Here is a 20,222-nt window from a genome sequence, read left to right as displayed (position 1 = left end):
CCTCACCACCGCGACGCATCGTCGTCAGGCCCCTGACGGAGACAGCCCCCACAGCAGGCCTCGATCTCAGTCCCTGCCAGAACCCCCACAACGAACATCGCCCCCTCACCAACAGGTGAAGGGGCGATGCGTTGCCAGGCGTCAGCGACGCGACTTGCGGATGACCGACACTGCCATGCCGGCGAGCGCTACCAGTCCGGCGAGACCAGCCAGGCCCGTGAGGCCAGTTGCGGGGTCACCACCGGTGGAAGGCAGCTGGTAGTGACGATGCGGAGTCCCGGAACCATTGGATCCGTCGTGGCCAGGCTTCGTGCCATGACCCGGGTCGGTGCCGTGCCCAGGTTTGGTGCCGTGTCCAGGCCTCGTCTTGCCCGGAATGGTTGGCTGGGTGTCACCCGCGTCAGCCTTCTTGGCGACGAAGTCGAGAGTGATCTTCGACGGGGCGTTGAGGACAACCTTGCCGTTAACGACCTGGCCCTTCGCAGTCCCGACGACCTTGCCATTCTCGAGGACGAGGATCTTGCGATCGGTCGGCACATTGAGGGTCAGCGTTCCGTTGACGGTCGGTCCAGCATTCTTCACGGTGACGATGACGTCCCCGTTGGCGTCGGTGCGGCAGGTGATTGAGATCGAGTCAGCCTTGGCGAAACGACCCTTCATCGAGCCGCACTCACCGGTCAGGGTCCGCTCCGGACGCTGCATGGTGATCTGCACGGTCTTGGTGGCGACGTGGCCGGCCGAGTCGACCGCGGTCAGGACAACCGGGACGGCCTGGTCCATGACGAGCCCGCTCAAGTTGGCGTTGACGACGAGGTTGCCGTCGAGATCGTCAACCACCTTGTAGGCAGCGCGGATCTGGTCGAGGACGTTCTCGTCGGGGTTGACGACCAGGGCGTCCGGCCCCTCGATGCGAGGAGCAGCGTCCACCGTGAACGGCACTGCGACGTCGGTACGACGGTCGGCGCGGTCAGTGGCGGTGACGGCCAGCTGGTGTGCGCCGGCAGCCAGGTCCTTGGTCGGCAGCTCGACTGTCAGCTGGGTGTAGCCCTCACCGGTCTTGGCCGGCTTGGCGTCATCCTTGGCAGCTTCCTTGTCGACGGCCTCCTGGGCAGCGGCAGCCTTGGCGGCGACCTTCTCGGCCTGAGCAGCCGAGGTGGTGGTCGGAGCGCTGGCCGACGGAGCGGCGGAAGCCTCGGAGGACGGGGACGTCGACGGGGCGGTGGCGCCGGTGTCGTCCGGCTCACCCTCGAAGGCAACCTCGGCGCCTTCGGCGGGGACCACCTTCGTGGCCTTGAAGGCGACTTGCTTGCCGTCCAGGGTCACCTTCATGTTGCGAAGGTGAGCGTCAGAAGCCTTGACGGTGATCGTCGTCGGCTCGGACACCACGTCACCAGCTTTGACTCCGGCAACCTCGACGTCAGGAGCCTCGGTGTCGCTGATCACCGGGATGATCTGCTCCAGGCCGTTGCCCATGAGGTCGTAGAGACCCAGCAGGATGCGGTCGCCGTCAGAGGCGGTGACATCCTCAGAGAATCCGCGCTTGTTGATCTTGGCGCCCGGATCCCAGACGTTGGAGAAGTTGCTGACGATGTTGCCGTTGATGGCCAGGTTGTAACCGAAGGCGTTGTCCCACACCCGGCCGGCGAAGGTGACGTCCTGCGACGGCTTGGTGATGTAGATGGCACCATCCTCGGCGATACGCGGACGATCCAGCTCGATGCCGGGCACCCGGCTGTCGTAGAACACTCGCCATGCACTCTCAAGGATCTTGGCGTCCTTGGTGGTGTCGGTGACGGTGTAGCTGATCTTCGTCAGGCCCTGGTTGATCGGCACCTTGACGGAGAAGTGCAGCTTGGAATCGAGCTGAACCTCCTTGCCCTCGATTGTGAAGGACTTCGGAGCACGGTTGAAAGTACCCGAGATCGTGTAGGTGCGAGGGTTCGACTTGGTGTCGACGTTGGGATCCTTGCCGTCCAGGAAGACGTTCTGCTGGCCGAACGGGGAGTTCGGATCAGCCATGGCCGGGTTGTCGAAGGTGATGCGCAAGGCGTTGTCCTCGGAGACCGGGCGGTCGAGAGGCAGGGTGACGGTGGTGACGTTCACTCCGTCATTGGCAGCCACGACGACCTGGGTGGCTGACTTGCCCGGGGCGACGGTCGCCTTGAAGGTGCCGTCAGCATTCGCCTGGACCTTCTTGCCGTCGATCATGACCGTCAGCGGACGACGCTGGTCGCCAACCTTGGCCTGGTCGTCGGAGACGGTGCCCGAGACGTCGACGGTGCCGTCCTCCTTCATGGTGACGAGGCTCTGCGAATTGCGAGCGGCGTCAGCGGTGAGCTGCGGGCCCTTGAGGTCGACGTCGATCCACGTCGTGGAGCGGTCGAGGACCTTGCCGGCGGCGTCGTAGGCGACGATCTCGTAGCTGTTGTGTCCCTCGGTCCATCCGACCATCGCGGTGAAGTGGTGGTCGGCGTCGATCGTGGCGTCAACCCCGTTGACGGTCACCTTGGCAACCTGGGCGGAGACGACACCGCGGATAGGCAGGGTCTTGTCCTTGCGCAGGAAGGCCTGCTTCTCGACCTGGAACAAGCTCGAGGAGTCGGGGGTCTCGGCGTTGACGACGGCACCCTGGAGCAGGGAGTCGGGGGTGGCCAGGACAGTCTTGTCGAGCATGACGACGGAGGTCGCGGTGTTGAAGGCGCGGTCGACGGCAGTGAGCTGCACGTACTTGGCCGCAGCCGGGTTCGCAACGGTGAAGACGGTCGCGCCGGGCACCGACTTGGTGTCGGCGGTCAACATCTTGCCCGAGCCATCGCGCGCGGCGACCGGGCCGGCACCCGAACCCGAGTCGGTCACCTTGACGATGGCCGAGGCGGTGCCGTCGGCGTTGGCGCGCACCGAGGTGGCGAGCTTCGGGGCGGTGACGTCGAGGACGAAGGGCATCTCGATGGTCTGCCAGCTGAAGTTCGGCGACAGACGAGCCTGCACCTTGAAGGTGTACTTGCCCTCGGGAGCGGTGACGAAAGCGGCCTTCTTGGCGTCCCACACCTTGCCGTCCCAGCCGCGATCGGGATCACTCTCGGCGGCGTTGGTCCGGATGCCGGCGAGCTTGTTCAGCAGCATGTGCTGCAGGTCGCGGTCGGAGCCAAGCTCTCGGACGGTCTTGCCGTTGGCGTCGACGACGGAGAACTTGAGCTCCTGGGCCGAACGCAGCAGCAGGGTCTGGGCGAAGATGGTGTCGAGCATCCCGTCGCCGTTGGGGGAGAAGAAGTTGGCTCCCACACCGCGCTCGATGGTCATCGAGCCGAAGGCCTTGCTGGCCAGGACGGTCTTGTGCGGGTTCTTCTCGCCGAAGACCTGGGACATCAGCGACGGTGTCTTGGAGTAGACGGGGGTGTCGATGATGTTCTCGGCGTTCCAGTCGCCGACGAAGCCCATGTAGGGCAGGGTCAGATCGGGCTGGGACGGATCAGTGGACGAGAACTTGAACCAGCCCTCGATCCAGTGGGCGTCACCGGTCTTCGGGGTGACGGTCCAGGAGACGTTGGCGGTGCCGTGGGCCGGAACCGTCACGGTGTTGGTCGCGGCGGTCGCCTTCTCGCTGGTCGAGCACGAGGTCAGCGGGTTCTCACCGCTGTGATCCTCATTGACGACGCAGGTCTGGCTGGTGGTGAAGGTCTGCGGCTTGTCACCGAGGTTGGTGAGGACGACGTTGACCTTGCGGGCCGAGGTGATCTCCTTGAGAGCGGCGTTGGGCTTGCCGTTGACCGTCGCCAGGACGCGGGTCTTGGCGGCACGGTCGACCTGGGCGAGGCCGGCGCCGATCTGACGGGGAGCCAGCGGCACACCGTTGGAGTACGTGAGGATCTCGGCGGTGTTCGACATCGCGGTGCGCAGGGTGGAGTCCGCTGCGACACGGGAGAGGCTAGGGTTGGTCTTTTTGAGGGACTGCAGCATGAGGGCCGACAGTCCGGCGACGTTCGGGGTGGCCATCGAGGTACCCGACATGACGCCGTACTTGTTGTCGTTGAGGGTCGAGTAGACCGATCCGCCGATGCCGGCGATCTCAGGCTTGAAGTTGAGGTCCGGGGTAGCACCCCACGAGGTGAAGCTCGAGGCGAGCAACGGATCGGGGTTGTCGACCAGCTTGTTGGACTTGGTGAGCTGGATCGACACCTCTTTGCCGGACTTCATGACGTCGGCGAGCTTCTGGCCGTCGTCATGTCCCATGCCCGAGACCGGGACGGTGGAGCCTTCGATACCTGCCATGCCGGGGATGTCGTTCCCGCCGCCGGCATTGTTGAAGATGATGACACCGGTCGCACCCTTGGCGACGGCGTTCTTCACCTTGTCGGCGAAGGAGATCTCACCGCGCTCAATGAGGGCCCAGTTGCCCTTGACCTCGGCGGGGACCTGGTCGGGCTTGCCGATGCCGGCAGCGACCAGCGTGTGAGTCTCGAAGTCGGCGGGGCCAGCCTGCTGCTGGTATCCAACCTCGGCGGAGCCGCCCTCCCAGGTGGCCTTCGCGGCAGTGACGACCTTGTGGACGTTGTTGATGGAGGCGACGGACCATGCGGCCGGGGCAGCTGCGGGGCTACCGAGAGCTCCGTTGTCGAGGAGCCCGAGGGCGTCGACCTCGTTGCCCTGGGCGGAGGTCGACAGGCCGTCGTTGCCGGCGGCGACGATGACCTGGACGCCGGCGTGCTGGGCGTTGGCGATGGCGAGGGCCTCACCCTGGTCGGCGGAGTCCACGCCATCGGCCGAGCCGAGGGACATGTTGATGACGTCGGCGCCGCGTCGCACCGATTCCTCGATGGCGGCGACGATGTCATCGGTGTAGGCCGATCCGGACTTGGCGGGATCGTTGGAGAACACCTTCATGGCGAGCAACTGGGCCTCGGGGGCGGCGCCGTTGACGCGTCCATTGGTGACGGCGTCAGCGTCAGGACCGCCGTTGGCGGCCACGATGCCGGCAACGTGCATGCCGTGCTGGGAGGCAGTGGTGTCCTTGGCGTTGCTGTTGCGGTCGGCGAAGTTGTAGCCGTAGGGCACCTTGTCGGTGAATCCGTCGACGGCCTTGAGCTTGGCATTGGCCTTGCCCTCGGCGTCGAGACGCATGTCCTGGTGCTTGATGTCGATACCGGTATCGACGATGGAGACGACAGTGCCTCGTCCGTCGAGTCCGGTTTTGCGAGCTGCGGTGGCCCCGGTCGCCAGGTTGGCGTCGTCATCGACCGGCTTGTAAGCGCGCACCGGCTTGACGGAGGCGACGCCTGGCTGGGCCTCCAGAGCGGGGATGTCAGAGGTCTCCACCCAGGCCGAGAACCCCTTGAGGAGCATGCCGAATCGGCGGTCAACCTTGATCGGGACCTTAGACTGAATGGCACTGATGGTGCGGCTCAGCTCGGCGAGATTGGTCTTCTCAACTCCGCGTCCGGAGGGCTGCCCCTTCAGCAGTACCATGACCTTGACCTTCTCGGACTGTTTCTGAGCCGCGGGAGGGGGAGAGAGGGGCGGTGGTGTTGGACTCGGGGCGGCCATCGCGGCCGGAGTAGCTGCCAGCGCCAGCGCAACAATGCCTGCGAGCAGTCCTCCTCCTCGAGATGTACGCATATGTGTGACCGTCTTTCTTTGACACTGCGGCCGGACCTCCCGGGCTCGCATACGTGGCAGACAGATTGTCCAAAGATCTGGCACAACAGACATGGTGCCCGTATGTCGGATCCTCGGGTGCAGTTCCGGCCGCTTTGGGGAGAACTCTGTCGGATCGCCCCGATGAGCGCGAGACCTCGAAGAAGAAATTGATGAAATCGTTACCAACTGCTTAGGGCGACCTAAGTGGCCTCGCGCTACGCGGATCATGGATTCTGGGCGTCATGGAGGTGAGGCGGCCGGCGATGAGTCCCGAGGATTCGGAGAACGACGACCCAGCCGGTATGCTGCTCAATTGGCTGTCCACAGTGGCGGCTGGCCGGTCGGGCAGACCCCGATCGGTGGCATTCGCCCTCCTGCCACGGGATGTACTCGTGGCCGCTGAGACCAGAGGAGGTGGAGTCAGCGTATGCGTAAGTACGAGGTCATGATCATCATTGATCCGACCGCCGAGGAGCGTCAGGTCGATTCCCTCATGGAGAAGTACCTGAAGGTCATCACTGACGAGAAGGGCACCGTCGACAACGTCGACGTGTGGGGCAAGCGCCGCCTGGCCTACGACATTCAGAAGAAGTCGGAAGGCATCTACGTCGTCATCAACGCGACCTGTGAGCCCGCAACCATCCAGGAGATGGACCGTCTTCTCGCCATCGACGAGAAGGTCATGCGCACCAAGGTCATGCGTCCCGAGATCCACTGAGGATCGAGGACCCGCGCTGTTCGCCGCTGTCCTTCGGGAGATTCCGAAGACTGTCCTAGGTGAGCGGCACACTGGAACCATTGATTCGCAAAACCCCGAACCGCGGAGAGTGACATGGCTGGCGAAACACCCATCACGGTGATTGGCAACTTGACTGCTGATCCTGAGCTGCGCTTCACCCCTAACGGGGTGCCTGTCGCGAATTTCACGGTGGCATCGACCCCGCGAACCTTCGACCGACAGACCAACGAGTGGCGCGACGGTGAGGCAATGTTCCTCAACTGTTCCGTGTGGCGCCAGTTCGCCGAGAATGTCGCCGAGTCCCTCTCCAAGGGCATGCGTGTCATCGTCAACGGCAACCTCAAGGCTCGCTCCTACGAGGACCGCGACGGCAACCGTCGTACCTCCTACGAGATCGACGTCAACGAGGTGGGTCCGTCGCTGAGGTTCGCCTCGGCCAAGGTGGCTCGCAACCAGTCCTCCGGCGGAGGCAACTGGGGTGGCAATGCTGGTGGCGGCCAGGGCGGCAACTGGGGCGGAAACCCCGGTGGCGGCAATGGCGGCTGGTCCGGCGGTAATGGCGGCCAGAGTGGTAATTGGGGTGGAAACTCCGGTAACCAGGGGTCCTATAACAACGGTGATGCCAACCGCGGCGGCGGAGTCGATCCCTGGGCCTCGGCCCAGACCGATGAACCCCCGTTCTGATCGATAGGTCTCTGATCGGGAGATCCGATCCGCCGATCACCGGCGTCATCGATACAAGAAACATCAGGTTCGGTGCCCCGCATGGGGCCACGGACAAGGCACATTCCGGCGAGAGCCGGGCTTTCACACGAAGGAGAGCACCACAATGGCCGGTCCACAGCGCAAGTCTGTGAACAAGAAGAAGGTCGTCCCCGTCAAGACCGTGCACATCGGCGCGGTTGACTACAAGGACATTGCCCTGCTGCGCAAGTTCATCTCTGAGCGAGGCAAGATCCGCGCTCGTCGCGTCACCGGGCTGTCGGTCCAGGATCAGCGCAAGGTCGCCATCGCGATCAAGAACGCCCGCGAGCTCGCACTGCTCCCGTACGCCTCGACGGCTCGCTGAGAAGGGAGAAAGACATGAAGCTCATTCTCACTGCTCCGGTGGCCAAGCTCGGTGTCCCCGGTGACATCGTTGAGGTCAAGGACGGTTACGGCCGTAACTTTCTGCTGCCGCAAAACTACGCCATCAAGTGGACGCGCGGTGCTGAGGCCCAGATCAAGGACATCACCCGCGCCCGCGAGGCCAAGGAGATCAACTCCAAGGAGGAGGCCGAGCAGGTCCGTTCTCAGCTGGAGCACCTGGTCGTCCAGGTGACCGTCCAGGCCGGCGAGAGCGGTCGTCTGTTCGGTGCCGTCACCCCTGCCGACATCGCCCTGGCCGTCAAGAAGGCTGGTGGCCCCGCCCTCGACAAGCGGACCATCGAGATCAGCAAGCCGATCAAGACCATCGGCAAGCACACCGTCGGCGTCAAGCTGCATGACGCCATCAAGGGTCACGTCACGGTGGAGACCGTTCCTGCCGCGTGATCTGATGCACACGCAGACATGAAGGAGGGCACCCATGTGGGTGCCCTCCTTTTGTTGCGTCACCACCGGCGAAAGTCATGACGAAGCCTGACTCCATTGTGTGCCGCGCGGGGGTTACCGCATGGCCACTGGGGGTCAGCGGGCTGCCGGCGGGGGCGTTTCATCGTTGTGTGTCCAGGCGTGCCCTTGCTCGTGATCGAGATGGGTGGCCGTCTTGTTCTTGAGCCCGAAGATGTAGATCAAGGTCGAGATGAAGGTCAGGGTCGTCACGTAGACGATGAACCACGTCACGTTGTCATGTTCCTTGAAGGCCTCGTAGATGAACGGGGCAGTGCCACCGAAGCAGGAGTTGGCGAGGCCATAGCCGAGGCCGACACCGAGGGCGCGAATCTTGGCCGGGAAGAGCTCGGACTTCACTAGGGCGTTGATCGAGGTGTAGCCGGTCAGGATGATGTAGCCGACGAACAGCAGGCCGAAGGCGCCGAAGGGATTGGTGGCCTTGGGGAGGAAGGCGATGAGCACCCACGTGTAGCAGACGGCGCCCACGCCGAAGAAGACCAGCAGCGGTTTGCGGCCGATCTTGTCGGAGATGAGGCCGCCGACTGGCTGCAGGCACATGAGGAAGATCAGCGCGATGAGGTTGACGGTGGTCGCCGTCATTGCCTGCTCCTTGAAGGTGGACTTCACGATGGCGGGGGCATTCACCGAGTAGGTGTAGAAGCAGACGGTGCCGCCCATGGTGATGAGGAAGACCAGCAGTAGCGGCTGCCAGTGATCGACCAGCAGGGTGCGCATCGTGCCGGAATCGCGGTCCAGGCCCGTGCGAATGTTCTCCAGATGCTCCTCGGTGAGGGATTCGTCCATGGTGCGTCGCATCCAGAGCACGACGACGGCCGCGAGGCCACCGATACCGAAGGCGATACGCCAACCCCAGGTGGCGATCTGGTCGTGGGTCAACGTTGCGGTCTCGATAAGCAGGACGGCCTGGGCGATGACCTGGCCACCAACGAGGGTGACGTACTGGAAGGATGACAGGAAGCCGCGACGATTAGGAACAGCCGCTTCCGACATGTACGTTGCGGAGGTGCCGTACTCGCCACCGGTGGCGAATCCCTGGACAATACGGCAGATGATGAGGAGCGCTGCGGCCCACATACCAATCTGGTTGCGAGAAGGAAGGATCGCCACAACCAATGAGGCGGAGGCCATTACCAGAACCGAGAAGGTGAGGGCGGAGCGACGTCCGTGCCGGTCGGCCCAGCGTCCGAAGAACCAAGAACCCAGCGGACGCATGAGGAAGGTGATGGCGAACACGGCATAGACGTAGATGCGCGAGTTCTTGTCCTCAGGGCTGAAGAACTGGTTCTGGAAATATGTTGCGAAGACCGTGTAGGTGTAGACGTCGTACCACTCGACGAGGTTTCCCAGGCACCCTTTGAGGGTGTTGAGTGCAGCCCGTCCGAGGCTGTGTTCCTCACGGACCAGTTGTGTTTCACTTGCCACTGTTGGCGCCTCCTTCGGCATCGTGATCGGAACTATGCCGTAAATGGGTGGAAAGTGTGACGTTGGTAACAGATTTGTAACAAGATTGGGGTGAGGTGTGACAGAAGACAGCGACTGGCAGCCTGGCGTTGTGTTCACTCACACGTTGTCCCTCACCCTCGATGACGAGGCCCAGGAGGTACTTCGTGATGTCCGGAACCAGCTCATGGCAGCGGGGATTCCGGTGCTGCGCGAGCCTGCCCACGTCACGGTGGCGGCGGTCTCGACCATGAATGGAGTCGATTCTGATCTCGTCGACGTCGGGTGGCCGGAGCGAGTGACGCTGACGACCTCGTGCCAGTTGCCGAATTCTGATGGTGTGGTGGCGCTGTGCCCTCACCACCCAACTCGCCCCGACGTCACCCGCCCTGAGGTGGCCTGGTCGGACACCAGCGTCCCTGCCCCCGCCGCTGTCTCCGGCCCCCTCACCCCCACGACGATTTCTGACACCTCGCAGGGAGAAGGTGCCGAATCGTGCTCCTCTCCGGCTGCGGCTGACGTTTTTCGCGCCTCGCGGGTTCCGGAGACGCTCCGGAGACCCCATGAGGCTCTGCATCGTCGGTTGACCGAGGTGGGCGTTACCGCTTTCAACTACTACGGGCCACGGTGGTGGAATCCCCACGTCACGATGGGGTACCAGGTTCCGCCTGAGTTACGGGGCAGAGCAGTCGAGTTCCTGGCCGATGTCGTGCCTCTCGAGGTCGGGGTGATGGGGATTTCCGTCTGGTGCGCCGGGAATGGTCAGACGTACGCCCTGTGGCCTTGACCTGGCGGTGAAAATCGCCGAGGAGTATCAGCCGTCGCCTTGGACGCCTTGTCGGAAGGCATTACCGGGGCTGGCCTCTTCCTGAGGGCTCTCACTGTCCAGAGCGGCAAAGGGGATGGCCCAAGAGGCCGATTCGGCTAGTCCGCGTGACCCGTGAGCACGAAAATTGTCGCGTCAGGTGGGGGGAGATTCACAGCAGTGATGCCCCTTCATCTGGGGTGCCATTTTTCGTCACCCCGGAGCTTTTGGGTGCTCCTCGTAGGCTCGAGACATGAACATGTCCGATGACATCGTCAAGGCCTTCAACGATCAGATCACCCTCGAACTCACCGCTGACATGACTTACCGTCAGCTGGCCATCGAGGCCGACGCCCAGGACCTCTCCGGCGTGGCCACGTGGCTACGCCACCAAGCGGACGAAGAGATTGTTCACGCCAACAAGTTCATCGACCACGTCCTCGATCGCGGAAACCACCCGCGCATCGGAACCATCGAAGCTCCCGAGGTCGAGCCCGGTCTGTCCCCGCTGGAGATCTTCCAGACGGCCCTTGTCCATGAGGAGAAGGTCTCCGAGGCCATCCGTGAGCTCTACCGTTCCTGCACCTCAGCCGGCGACATCGACGCCATTCCGTTGCTCCACTGGTTCATTGACGAGCAGATCGAGGAGGAGTCGACCGTCGGCGAGATCGTCGGTCGGATCGAGCTCATCGGGGACGACGGTCCAGGCCTGCTTCGGCTGGACGCCGAGCTCGGCTCTCGCAATGTGGATTCCACCGAGAACGCTGAATGACGTTAAGTCACGCGGGGTTCGCCCGCGTGATATGACGATGCGCGTGGGTCCATGCTGTTGCAGCTTATGGTCGCCACTGTGAGGAAGTTGTGCGCATGACGACCGTGGTCGTAGGTGGGATGTCTCAGCCCCGACCACGGTCATTGATGTCAGGCGACAGGGTATTTGCACAGCAGAACTGTCGGTATCTCCGTCTATGGTGTGAGCCCGGATGCAGTGACGTGGATCAGCGCCTGCCGCATCCGCACGACCCCCAATCGAGAGGTTTTCATCCGTGAACTGGCTGCACGCCGTCATCCTTGGCATTGTCGAGGGCATCACCGAGTTCTTGCCTGTCTCCAGCACCGGCCATCTCCGTATCGTCGAGAAGCTGCTGGGGTACGACATCCAGGGCGCCGGGATCACTGCCTTCACCGCGATCATCCAGGTCGGCGCGATCATCGCCGCCATCATTTACTTCTGGTCTGACATCGTGCGCATCGTCGTCGCGTGGTGCAAAGGTCTGGCCCACAAGGAGGACCGCAGCGATCCGGATTACACCCTCGGTTGGGGCATCATCCTGGGTTCGATTCCGGTGGGCATCGTTGGTCTGTTGTTCAAGGACGCCATCGAGAACACCCTGAGTTCCCTGTGGGTGGTCGCCATTGCCCTCATCGTCTGGAGTGGCGTGATGTGGCTGGGTGACCGTCAGTCAGACCTCGACCGTGGCATGAAGGAAGTCGGCATCGTCGACGCCACCGTCATTGGCTGCTTCCAGGCACTGGCTCCGCTGTTCCCCGGTATCTCCCGTTCGGGCGCGACGATTTCTGCCGGTCTGTTCCGCAAGTTCGATCGCGCTACCGCAACTCGCCTGTCGTTCTTCATGGGTATCCCGGTGCTCGTGGCTGCCGGTATCTACGAGACCATCTCGGCCGCCAGTGACATTTCCACCGCCAGCGGAGGCGGCAATGCGATTGGTTGGGGGCCGACGATTCTGGCGACGGTGGTCTCCCTCATCGTGGCTTACGCCTCCATCGCATGGCTACTGAAGTTCGTCTCCTCGAACAACTTCACCGGCTTCATCTGGTATCGCATCGTCGTGGGTCTCGTCATGATTGGCCTCATCGTGACCAACGTGGTCACCGCCTGATCATTATCTGACGCGTCGAGGGCCGGCCTGCTTCAAGCAGGCCGGCCCCCGACGCTGTGTGCGTAGATCACCCAGGTTGTGAACCTCCCTCAGTCTCCCGACTCAGCTTCCATCGAGCGGTTGAAGTCCTGCTTCATGGCGCGCCATCCGTCAGCGTCGCGCCCGGCGAACCAGTAGGCCGATAGCTGCACCCTCTCCCTGGGCAGTCCACGCTCGAGGCGCAGATGACGGCGCATGGGACGGACCATCGCGGCCTCTCCATGAACGAAGGTGTGGACGTCGTCGGGTAGGACAAGGCCTCGGACGGTGGCGACAATTCCTACGGGATCGCGGGGAGCCGGCACGATCGTGATGCGGTCGTTCTCGGGGAGGGGGTAATGGTGATGCCCGTCGACGAGGACGACGGTGGCGCGGGCCGATTCCGGCAGGGCAGTGAGGGTATTCGCCACTGCTGGGAGAGCGACCGCGTCGGCGACGGCGAGCAAGTGGGTGAGGTCCGAAGGCATCTGCCAGTGGCCTCCCGGTCCCCTCACTGCAACCTCGTCCCCGGGCTCGACGATTTTCGACCACTGGGATCCGGGGCCGTCATGGGCGTCCGCCTTGGTCTCGGGCCCGAACTGCAGGACATCTATGCCCCACGACCCGTCATCGGACCAGCGGCGGCGGGTGTATGTGCGCAGCAGAGGATAGGAGTCATTGCTGATAGGTGTGCGGAGGTTGGACCCGTCGGACGGCAGGGCGATCTTGACGTGATCGTCGACCGAGGTGATGGGCGGCATGTCACACGGCTCGAAGTCGATCGAGATGACGTTGGGGATGTCGTGGCGAACCTCGCGGACCCGCGCCAGACGCTGGACTTTGACCATGCGGCCAGGCTACATCAATTACGAAAATATGACGTTGCCAAATATGTGCGAGTCCGGTGTCACAGGGCGAGGGGCCGTCATCAGGGGTCCGGCACCGGCATTCCTCGGGGGTTATCCACAGGTTTATCCACCAACTGGGGACAACTCACACAGGTGTAATTCGGCCAGTGTGGTTCGTCATGGGCCTTGCCGAAGGTGCGAAGACTGTCCTCGTGGACAAGGACCACAGCCCCGAGGCATCCCTGCTTCCTAAGGCGGCTCCTTCGTTGCCAAGTGCGAAAAATGTCAGCCGAGATAGGGGAGGGAACACTGGAGTGCCTGGCCTCGACCTCGGCTGACAAAAATTACCGCGCAGTCAACGAGTGCGGGCAGTGGGCGTGACCACCTTGGGCAATTGAGGAGCACGACGGGCTCGGGCAACCGACCCGTGTAACCAGCTCGTGCGAACAACCCGGGCAACCGACGACGATCGTCAGTCGCCCGGCATGACGTCAGGACAGTACAGCGTCGGGAACCGCCTTGGTCGACACTGCCCGACTGTCGCGAGGATGAACCTCGGTCGGGGCTGGTTTCTTGGCCAGGGAACGCTGTCGAATGCGCGTCGCGATGTTCGTACCGGCCAGCACAACCAGGAACACCACACCGGAGACCGCCGACATCATGGACGAGGTCGCCAGGTCCCAGATCTTTGCCAGCTCGAATCCGACAATGGCCGAAACCACCGCCACGACGATGGTCCACCCCACCATCCGACGCAGGGTCTTCGCCATCAAGAGCGCGGTGGCCGGCGGAGCAATCATGAGTGCGACGACGAGGATCGACCCCACCGCGTCGAAGCACACCACCACCGTGAGGGCGATGAGACACATGAGGATTCCGTTGGTCAGTCGGACCGGCAGGCCCATGGTGCGAGCAAGCTGCGGGTCAAAGGTCGCCACCGCGAGCACCCTCCGCATCGCGAAGAGGACGATCGCGGTGATGGCACACACCACGATCTCCTTCCACATCGTGATGGGGCCGATGTCGATCGTCCCGAACACGATGTGATTCACCGATAGTGCCTGCAAGTTGATGTTGCCAGCGAGAATCGTCGACTCGTCGATGTGAACCTCTGTCAGCACCGTCGACAGCAGGATCACACCGATGGAGAACAGCACCGGGAAGATCAGCCCTTGGCTGGCATCGCCGGTGACCAGTCCGGTGCGGGCCAGGCACCCGGCACCAATGACGACCACCAACCCCATGAGGGTGGCGATGACAACCAGCAGCGGGGAGTTCAATGACCCTGAAAGCAGCGCTCCGATGGCGATACCCGGCAGCACCGCGTGGGACATCGCGTCGACGAGCATCGACTGGTGGCGCAGCACGAGAAAGATCCCGGGTACCGAGCAGGTGACAGCCGTGACGATGGCCAACAGCAGGATGGACGTGATGAGTGGCATGTCAGTTCCCCTCTGCCTGTGCCGCCAGTGCGCGGCGCCGCGACACCCGGATCTGGGTCAGTGACCGATGCGGAGAAAAGAGCATCGAGAAGGCGAACACGACGAACAGCACGACGACGATCACCGGTCCGGTCGGCACCCGGCCCATGCACACGGCCAGGTATGAGCCGGCAGCTCCGCAGACCGCTCCCAGGATCGCGGCGAGGACGATCATGGTGTGCATGTGTCGCACCCACAACCGAGCCGCGGCCGCCGGCATGATGGCGAAGGCGATCATGAGTACGAGTCCCACGGTCTTGACCCCGATGACGATGGATGTCGTCGTCACGAGGAACAGAATCGTCGAGACGGTCCGCCCGGAGTATCCGGACATCGTCGCGAAGACTGGATCGAAGATGAAAAGTGTCAGCCCACGCCAGGTGAATGCCGCTACTCCGACCGCGATGAGTCCGAAGACGAGGATGACGATGTTGTCCTCAGTCGTCAGAGTGGCCGCGTTGCCGAAGAGGTAGGTGTTGATCCCCTGACGGTTGGGCAGGGTGGACTGGGCGATGATGCGCAGCCCGACCATGCCACCGCCGTAAAAAAGTGCCAGGCAGATTGCCATCGCCGCGTCGATACTCACACGGGAGTGGGCGCTGATGACGTTGGCCAGCAGGGCCGCGAGCGCTGAGGAGATGACGGCGCCGATGGTCAAGGTGGCCATGGAGCGGCCGTTGACGTTGAACACCGCTGTCGACACGATGAAGGCCCCGACGACCCCGGCTATCGCGGAGTGGCCGATGACGTCGGCCAACAGGGACTGCTTGCGCTGGTAGAGCAGGCACCCCAGCCCGCCAGAGAACAATCCGATGAGGACCGTGCCGATGAGCATCGTCCGATAGGTGTAGCTGCCGAAGAACTCCGAGGCAGGCACGATCTCGGCAAGAATGAGGGCGCTCATCGTGCCCCCGTGAAGATGTCGTCGCTGATGCCGTAGGCGGTGTGTACCGTCTCGGTGGTGAAGGCCTCGGCGAGAGGGCCGACCGAGACCACCTTCCCCTCGGCCAGCAGGCACGCCCAGGTACAGATGTCGGCCACACTAGCGAGATTGTGATGGACGATGACGAGTGTTTTCCCCTCCGAAACGAGCATGTCAAGAACTGACATCAGGGTGCGCTCGCTGGCGGCGTCGACCCCGGCGAAGGGCTCGTCCATGAACAAGAAGTCGGGACGCTGGGCCAGGATGCGTGCCATGAAGGTCCGCTGTTTCTGCCCACCGGAGAGTTCAGTGATGTGCCGGTCGGCATATTTCGCAATGCCGACGGTCTCCAGCGACTCCCGGACGATCTGCTTCTCTGCAGTTCCGGGACGCTTGAACCACCCGAGCCTCCCGAAGGTTCCTTGAGCGACGACGTCCCCCACCGTCGCCGGGTAATCCCAGTCGACGTCAGCGGCCTGCGGCATGTACCCGATGCGGCGACGCATCTGGTTGAGGGGCTTCCCAAAGATCTGGACGGATCCGGTGAGGGTGGGGATGAGTCCGAGAATGGCCTTCATGAGGGTGGACTTACCAGCCCCATTGGGGCCAAGGAGGGCCAAGGCCTCACCTGTGGGCAAGCTGAGGCTGGTGTGGGACAGAGCGATGTTGTCCTGATATGCGACGGTGAGGTCGTCAACCTCGAGGGCTGCTGGTTCGGCTAAGGACATTGGCTTCTCCTTGTGGACAGGTGCCGCCCACCTGCTCATGGGCGGCACCGTTGCGCTCACTTGAGGGCGTTGGTGATCGTTTCGGCGTTGTACTGGAAGACGCCCAGGTAGGTGTCGACCGGGGCCTTCTCGCCGAGGGAGTCGGCGTACAGCGGCTTGTCGGAAACGGTCACGGATCCACCTTTGGCGGCCACGGCCTCCTTGAGGTGTTTGATGGCCTCAGGGTTCTTGAGGTTGTCCTGGAAGATTGTCTTGATCTTCTTGTCGGCGATGAGCTTGGCGAGGTTGTCCATCTGAGCTGCGCTCATCTCGGACTCCGAGGAGACGAAATCGGTGGCGTGAATCTCGATGCCGTAGGTCTTGCCGAGGTAGTTGAAGGCGTCGTGACCGGTGACAAGGATGCGGCGATCCTTGGGGATCTGGTTGAAGAGTTCGCCGGCCTTCTTCTTCCCCTCATCGATCTTCTTGTTGTAGGCCTCGCCGTTCTTCTTGTAGGTGTCAGCGTTGGTCTTGTCGATCTCGCCCAGCTTCTTGGCGGTGGCAATCACGACGTACTTCCAGTTGTCGGGGGAGTTCCACACGTGGGGGTCGTGGCCCTCGATTTTGCCGTCCTCCTCCCAGGGGAGCAGATCGGACTCGGGAATGGACTCAGCGGCGGGGACCTGCTTGTTTCCGAGCTTGTCGAAGTGGTCCATCATGTGGTGTTCCATGTCATGGCCGGTCCAGACCACGGCGTCGGCCTTCTCGATGGCCTCGATGTCACCGGTGGAGAGCTCCTGGGTGTGGGGGTCGCCGCCGGGCTTGACGAGCACCTTGACCTTGGCGTCAGGGGCGATGTTGTGGACGGCGTCTCCGAGGTATCCGGTGGAGGCAACGACGTTGAGAGCTTTCTTGCTGGAATTGCCGGATCCAGAGTCGGACTTCTCGGTGGAACAGCCACCGATGCCGGCGGCCATGGTCAACGCTGCGACGACGGCAGCCGCCGATCGAAGGATGGAGGACTTCATGAGCCTGGCTCCTAGGTTGTGTGAGATGTGTGCTCGTGCGGTTACATGAGCAGACGAGACCTTAGCAAAGGTGAGCCTTACCTAATAGTTGGGGGTGGGGGTTTGTCAGGTGAGCCTCGATTGTCGTTCGCGCTCGATGTCGTGGTGAGGGTGGACAATGGACCCGCGACGACAGGAGGCCAGGTCAGTGACGGTTCCAGAGCTTTTCGGAGATCCGGATCAATGGCCTGACGATGACCTCATCGCGATCACCGGGGCTCTCAGCCCCCACCTGGTGCTGGCGGCACTCCATGAGGGTGTCTTTCCCATGCCCGTCACTGACGAGGAGGTGCCCCCGGAGTTCCAGGGGGCGACAGCGTGGTGGTCTCCCATGTATCGAGGTGTTCTGCTTCCCGGTCATCTCAAGGTCGCTCGCAGTTTGCGCAAGACGACCAAGCACCAGACGACGACCGTCGATCGCGCCTTTGGCGACGTCATCGCACGATGTGCTGACCCGGATCGTCCCTACGCCTGGATCGATGACCGCGTCATCGAGGCGTATGGCTACCTCCATGAGCGAGGCTGGGCCCATTCGGTGGAAACCTGGGACGACAAGGGTCGCCTCGTGGGCGGGCTCTATGGCGTCAGTGTGGGCGGACTGTTCAGTGGTGAATCGATGTTCCACGACCCTCGACACGGGCGCGACGCCTCCAAGACTGCTCTGTTGAGGTTGGTGTGTGAACTCGGTTCGAGATTGCTGGACGTGCAATGGAGCACCCCGCACCTGGCCAGTCTCGGCGTCACCGAGGTTGACCGGGCGGAATACCTTGACCTTCTTGATGATGCCCTGGATCGTCCGGCTCCGCAGTGGACGAGCCCCGATGATCCGGCGTGGGATGGCGTCCAGCTCCTCGATCGGCTGCGAGAAGTGCCCGCCTGACGGAGTCGGGGCCACTGTGATGACCACGTGGATAGTCTGACGGCGTGTACGGATATTTCGGCCCCGCAGGCACTTTCACCCATCAGGCACTCAAGACTCTCGGCCACGTCGACGCTCGCCCCTATGCGACGGTTGGCGCCGCATTGCAGGGAGTTGTCGACGGCGACGTCGAGGCGTCGTTGGTTCCCATTGAGAACTCCGTCGAGGGTGGTGTGAGCGCGACCCTGGACACTCTCGCTGCCCTGGGTGGTTTGCAAATCGTTCGCGAGGTCGTCATTCCGGTGCAATTCAATCTTTACGTTCGGTCTGGGACGTCGTTGGCGTCGATCCGTCACGTCGTGACCCACCCTCATGCCGCGAATCAGTGCCGGGACTGGCTTGCCGCCAACCTCCCGGAGCACGCCGAAATCGCCCAGGGCGGGTCGACTGCCTCCGCGGCGAAGGAGGTGTCGGATCCACGGTCCCGTTTCGATGCCGCCGTCTGCGCCGAAGTTGCTGGAACGATGTACGGATTGACAGCTGTGGCACAGGGAATTGCGGACAATCCGGATGCCGTCACGAGATTCATTTTGGTTGCGAGAAGTGGGCAGATGATTGCTCGGACGGGGGACGATCGCACCACTGTTGTCGTCGTTCCCCCGAGCGATCATCCAGGTGCCTTGTTGGAGATCCTGCAACAGTTCTCTCTCCGCAAAATTAATTTGTCGAGAATTGAATCAAGGCCAACCAAGGATCGTCTCGGTGAGTACTGCTTCTCCATTGATGCCATTGGCCACGTCGCGGATGAGAGGATGGCTGCTGCGCTCAAGGGGTTGTATCGGATCAGCCGTCAGGTGATCTTCCTCGGGTCCTATCCAAACGGCTCTAGAAGGGGGTTTGCGTCGCCTGAGGGTCCTGACGTCATCCGCGGCTTCAGTGATGAGGATTACCTGGCGGCGGAGAAGTGGTTCCAGGGGGTCATCGGGAAATGGTGACGTATGCCTCCTCGTCGCGGTCAGGGACCATAACATATCTAGGTTGCCAGAACAAGAGTTTTGGTTAAATGCGATTAACGCAACATGAGCCGATTTGACTGTGGCCCTCAGGTTCGTATCGTTGAAGGCATCAACCGATTCCGCTCGGCTCTCCGAATGGGATTTGGTAGAAATCTAAACGAAAGGACTTGAGAATGCCGACTGACAAGACGCCTACGAACGCCAATATCGACGCTCTTTACGACCGTACCGTTGTTGACCAGTCTGGTGACAAGATTGGCGAGATCGGTCAGGTCTACCTCGACGACGCCTCCGGCCAGCCGGCTTGGGTGACCGTCAAGACCGGTCTCTTTGGACGCAACGAGACCTTCGTCCCGTTCAAGGGCCTCGAGACCTCTGGTGACGAGATCCGCGCTCCCTACACCAAGGACAAGGTGAAGGACGCCCCGAACGTTGACCCGGACGGCCACCTTTCCGAGGATGAGACCGACGAGCTGTACCGCTACTACTCCGATGCCTTCGCCTCAGAGAAGGACACCACCAAGGACGCCAACCCGGGTTACGCGGGCAACGGTGTGTCCGGTGGAGCTGCTGGTGGCGTTGCCGGCCAGAAGGTCGTCGACAAGGAGGGCAACCCGGGCGTTGCTGGGAATGGTGTTTCCGGTGATCGTATTGCCGACGCCAAGACCGAGAAGGCCGCCGACGCCACGCCGCAGACCACTGCTGACCAGAAGTCCCCGGTGGCCGAGGATGGCTCCGTCGTTCGCCACGAGGAGCGCCTCAACGTTGGCAAGGAGCGTGTCGAGACCGGTCGTGTGCGCATCCGCAAGCACATCGTCCATGACACCGAGACCGTCGAGGTTCCGGTCGAGCGCGAGGAGATCCACGTCGAGCGCGTTCCTCTCGACGAGAAGGTCGCCGGTGACGACGTTAAGCTTTCCGAGGGCGCCCAGGACATCGTGACCCACGAGGAGCGTCCGACCATCGACAAGGAGACCGTCGCCGCCGAGAAGATCAAGATCGGCAAGGAGACCACTCAGGACACCCAGACCGTGTCCGGCAAGGTCGCCAAGGAGCAGATCGACATCGATCAGGCCAAGCAGCCGAAGAACAAGTGACGTCGAGGACTCAGGCGATGACGTGATCGCTTGACGACAACGTCGGCAGGGCCCGGGTGGAATCACCCGGGCCC

17 protein-coding genes and 1 pseudogene are annotated in these 20,222 nt (G+C 62.7%); 10 read left to right on the top strand and 8 right to left on the bottom strand.

Features of this window, described 5'->3' with window-relative positions; genetic code table 11:
* Nucleotides 1-141: 141 nt before the first annotated feature.
* Entirely contained in the window at nucleotides 142-5,463 is a 5,322-nt protein-coding gene (locus ACP8ML_RS11825; protein WP_486702949.1) for a S8 family serine peptidase, read from the bottom strand.
* A 598-nt stretch (nucleotides 5,464-6,061) separates the two neighbouring features.
* On the opposite strand from ACP8ML_RS11825, the gene rpsF reads away from it, so the two are divergent.
* From rpsF to rplI, 4 genes are all read left to right on the top strand, one after another.
* Nucleotides 6,062-6,352, top strand: coding sequence for a 30S ribosomal protein S6 (rpsF, locus tag ACP8ML_RS11820; protein ID WP_016666442.1), 291 nt, complete (start codon nucleotides 6,062-6,064; stop codon nucleotides 6,350-6,352).
* 114 nt (nucleotides 6,353-6,466) lie between these two features.
* Nucleotides 6,467-7,057, top strand: a complete 591-nt coding sequence (locus ACP8ML_RS11815) for a single-stranded DNA-binding protein (RefSeq protein ID WP_016666441.1) — start codon at nucleotides 6,467-6,469, stop codon at nucleotides 7,055-7,057.
* A 145-nt stretch (nucleotides 7,058-7,202) separates the two neighbouring features.
* Nucleotides 7,203-7,442 (top strand): 30S ribosomal protein S18, encoded by a 240-nt coding sequence (gene rpsR, locus ACP8ML_RS11810; RefSeq protein WP_486702948.1) that lies wholly within the window; start codon nucleotides 7,203-7,205, stop codon nucleotides 7,440-7,442.
* Between the two features lie 14 nt (nucleotides 7,443-7,456).
* A complete protein-coding gene (gene rplI / locus ACP8ML_RS11805) occupies nucleotides 7,457-7,906 on the top strand; it encodes a 50S ribosomal protein L9 (RefSeq protein ID WP_004809776.1) in 450 nt (149 codons plus the stop codon).
* Nucleotides 7,907-8,041: 135 nt separating this feature from the next.
* Here the strand turns inward: rplI and ACP8ML_RS11800 are convergent, their stop codons facing one another.
* Nucleotides 8,042-9,409 carry an MFS transporter gene (locus ACP8ML_RS11800; RefSeq protein ID WP_486702947.1) on the bottom strand — a complete coding sequence of 456 codons (1,368 nt, stop codon included), beginning with the start codon at nucleotides 9,407-9,409 and terminating at the stop codon, nucleotides 8,042-8,044.
* A gap of 97 nt (nucleotides 9,410-9,506) precedes the next feature.
* Between ACP8ML_RS11800 and ACP8ML_RS11795 the strand changes: the two genes are divergently transcribed.
* From ACP8ML_RS11795 to ACP8ML_RS11785, 3 genes are all read left to right on the top strand, one after another.
* The gene (locus ACP8ML_RS11795) at nucleotides 9,507-10,214 is read left to right on the top strand and encodes a hypothetical protein (RefSeq protein ID WP_486702946.1); all 708 of its coding nucleotides are present in this window, start codon (nucleotides 9,507-9,509) and stop codon (nucleotides 10,212-10,214) included.
* A 271-nt stretch (nucleotides 10,215-10,485) separates the two neighbouring features.
* The gene (locus ACP8ML_RS11790; RefSeq protein ID WP_065673122.1) at nucleotides 10,486-11,004 is read left to right on the top strand and encodes a ferritin; all 519 of its coding nucleotides are present in this window, start codon (nucleotides 10,486-10,488) and stop codon (nucleotides 11,002-11,004) included.
* 274 nt (nucleotides 11,005-11,278) lie between these two features.
* Nucleotides 11,279-12,133 (top strand): undecaprenyl-diphosphate phosphatase, encoded by an 855-nt coding sequence (locus tag ACP8ML_RS11785; RefSeq protein WP_486702945.1) that lies wholly within the window; start codon nucleotides 11,279-11,281, stop codon nucleotides 12,131-12,133.
* Between the two features lie 89 nt (nucleotides 12,134-12,222).
* Here ACP8ML_RS11785 and ACP8ML_RS11780 read toward each other — a convergent pair whose 3' ends face one another.
* The 6 genes and pseudogenes from ACP8ML_RS11780 to ACP8ML_RS11755 form a co-directional block, all read right to left on the bottom strand.
* Nucleotides 12,223-12,639 (bottom strand): siderophore-interacting protein, encoded by a 417-nt coding sequence (locus tag ACP8ML_RS11780; protein WP_256998324.1) that lies wholly within the window; start codon nucleotides 12,637-12,639, stop codon nucleotides 12,223-12,225.
* 18 nt (nucleotides 12,640-12,657) lie between these two features.
* Nucleotides 12,658-12,912: pseudogene (locus ACP8ML_RS11775) on the bottom strand (siderophore-interacting protein); the annotation flags it as partial.
* A 578-nt stretch (nucleotides 12,913-13,490) separates the two neighbouring features.
* Entirely contained in the window at nucleotides 13,491-14,441 is a 951-nt protein-coding gene (locus ACP8ML_RS11770; RefSeq protein WP_117189508.1) for a metal ABC transporter permease, read from the bottom strand.
* A 1-nt stretch (nucleotide 14,442) separates the two neighbouring features.
* On the bottom strand, nucleotides 14,443-15,384 hold the full coding sequence (locus tag ACP8ML_RS11765) for a metal ABC transporter permease (protein ID WP_270236966.1): 942 nt from the start codon (nucleotides 15,382-15,384) through the stop codon (nucleotides 14,443-14,445).
* Complete coding sequence (locus ACP8ML_RS11760) at nucleotides 15,381-16,130, bottom strand: metal ABC transporter ATP-binding protein (RefSeq protein ID WP_065673127.1); 750 nt, start codon at nucleotides 16,128-16,130, stop codon at nucleotides 15,381-15,383. The genes ACP8ML_RS11765 and ACP8ML_RS11760 overlap by 4 nt, the downstream gene beginning before the upstream one ends.
* A gap of 56 nt (nucleotides 16,131-16,186) precedes the next feature.
* On the bottom strand, nucleotides 16,187-17,137 hold the full coding sequence (locus tag ACP8ML_RS11755; RefSeq protein ID WP_270236964.1) for a metal ABC transporter substrate-binding protein: 951 nt from the start codon (nucleotides 17,135-17,137) through the stop codon (nucleotides 16,187-16,189).
* Between the two features lie 187 nt (nucleotides 17,138-17,324).
* Between ACP8ML_RS11755 and aat the strand changes: the two genes are divergently transcribed.
* The 3 genes from aat to ACP8ML_RS11740 all read left to right on the top strand — a co-directional run bounded on the left by aat (nucleotide 17,325) and on the right by ACP8ML_RS11740 (nucleotide 20,148).
* Nucleotides 17,325-18,056 carry a leucyl/phenylalanyl-tRNA--protein transferase gene (gene aat / locus ACP8ML_RS11750; protein WP_486702944.1) on the top strand — a complete coding sequence of 244 codons (732 nt, stop codon included), beginning with the start codon at nucleotides 17,325-17,327 and terminating at the stop codon, nucleotides 18,054-18,056.
* 44 nt (nucleotides 18,057-18,100) lie between these two features.
* Nucleotides 18,101-19,030: a prephenate dehydratase gene (gene pheA / locus ACP8ML_RS11745; protein WP_486702943.1), complete on the top strand. Its 930-nt coding sequence runs from the start codon at nucleotides 18,101-18,103 to the stop codon at nucleotides 19,028-19,030.
* A gap of 194 nt (nucleotides 19,031-19,224) precedes the next feature.
* Nucleotides 19,225-20,148, top strand: a complete 924-nt coding sequence (locus tag ACP8ML_RS11740) for a DUF2382 domain-containing protein (RefSeq protein WP_065673131.1) — start codon at nucleotides 19,225-19,227, stop codon at nucleotides 20,146-20,148.
* The last annotated feature ends 74 nt before the right edge of the window (nucleotides 20,149-20,222 follow it).

The sequence above is a fragment of the Cutibacterium sp. LaCa_255 genome (assembly GCF_057458005.1).
Note: the sequence above shows the minus strand (reverse complement) of the source record. Positions and strands in the feature narration are given on the sequence as shown.

Excerpts from the sequence above, each read along its gene's own strand:
- ACP8ML_RS11825 (WP_486702949.1), bottom strand. The coding sequence starts at position 5,463 with ATGGTACTGCTGAAGGGGCAGCCCTCCGGACGCGGAGTTGAGAAGACC.
- rpsF (WP_016666442.1), top strand. The coding sequence starts at position 6,062 with ATGCGTAAGTACGAGGTCATGATCATCATTGATCCGACCGCCGAGGAG.
- ACP8ML_RS11815 (WP_016666441.1), top strand. The coding sequence starts at position 6,467 with ATGGCTGGCGAAACACCCATCACGGTGATTGGCAACTTGACTGCTGAT.
- rpsR (WP_486702948.1), top strand. The coding sequence starts at position 7,203 with ATGGCCGGTCCACAGCGCAAGTCTGTGAACAAGAAGAAGGTCGTCCCC.
- rplI (WP_004809776.1), top strand. The coding sequence starts at position 7,457 with ATGAAGCTCATTCTCACTGCTCCGGTGGCCAAGCTCGGTGTCCCCGGT.
- ACP8ML_RS11790 (WP_065673122.1), top strand. The coding sequence starts at position 10,486 with ATGAACATGTCCGATGACATCGTCAAGGCCTTCAACGATCAGATCACC.
- ACP8ML_RS11780 (WP_256998324.1), bottom strand. The coding sequence starts at position 12,639 with ATGCCTTCGGACCTCACCCACTTGCTCGCCGTCGCCGACGCGGTCGCT.
- ACP8ML_RS11770 (WP_117189508.1), bottom strand. The coding sequence starts at position 14,441 with ATGCCACTCATCACGTCCATCCTGCTGTTGGCCATCGTCACGGCTGTC.
- ACP8ML_RS11765 (WP_270236966.1), bottom strand. The coding sequence starts at position 15,384 with ATGAGCGCCCTCATTCTTGCCGAGATCGTGCCTGCCTCGGAGTTCTTC.
- ACP8ML_RS11760 (WP_065673127.1), bottom strand. The coding sequence starts at position 16,130 with ATGTCCTTAGCCGAACCAGCAGCCCTCGAGGTTGACGACCTCACCGTC.
- ACP8ML_RS11755 (WP_270236964.1), bottom strand. The coding sequence starts at position 17,137 with ATGAAGTCCTCCATCCTTCGATCGGCGGCTGCCGTCGTCGCAGCGTTG.
- ACP8ML_RS11740 (WP_065673131.1), top strand. The coding sequence starts at position 19,225 with ATGCCGACTGACAAGACGCCTACGAACGCCAATATCGACGCTCTTTAC.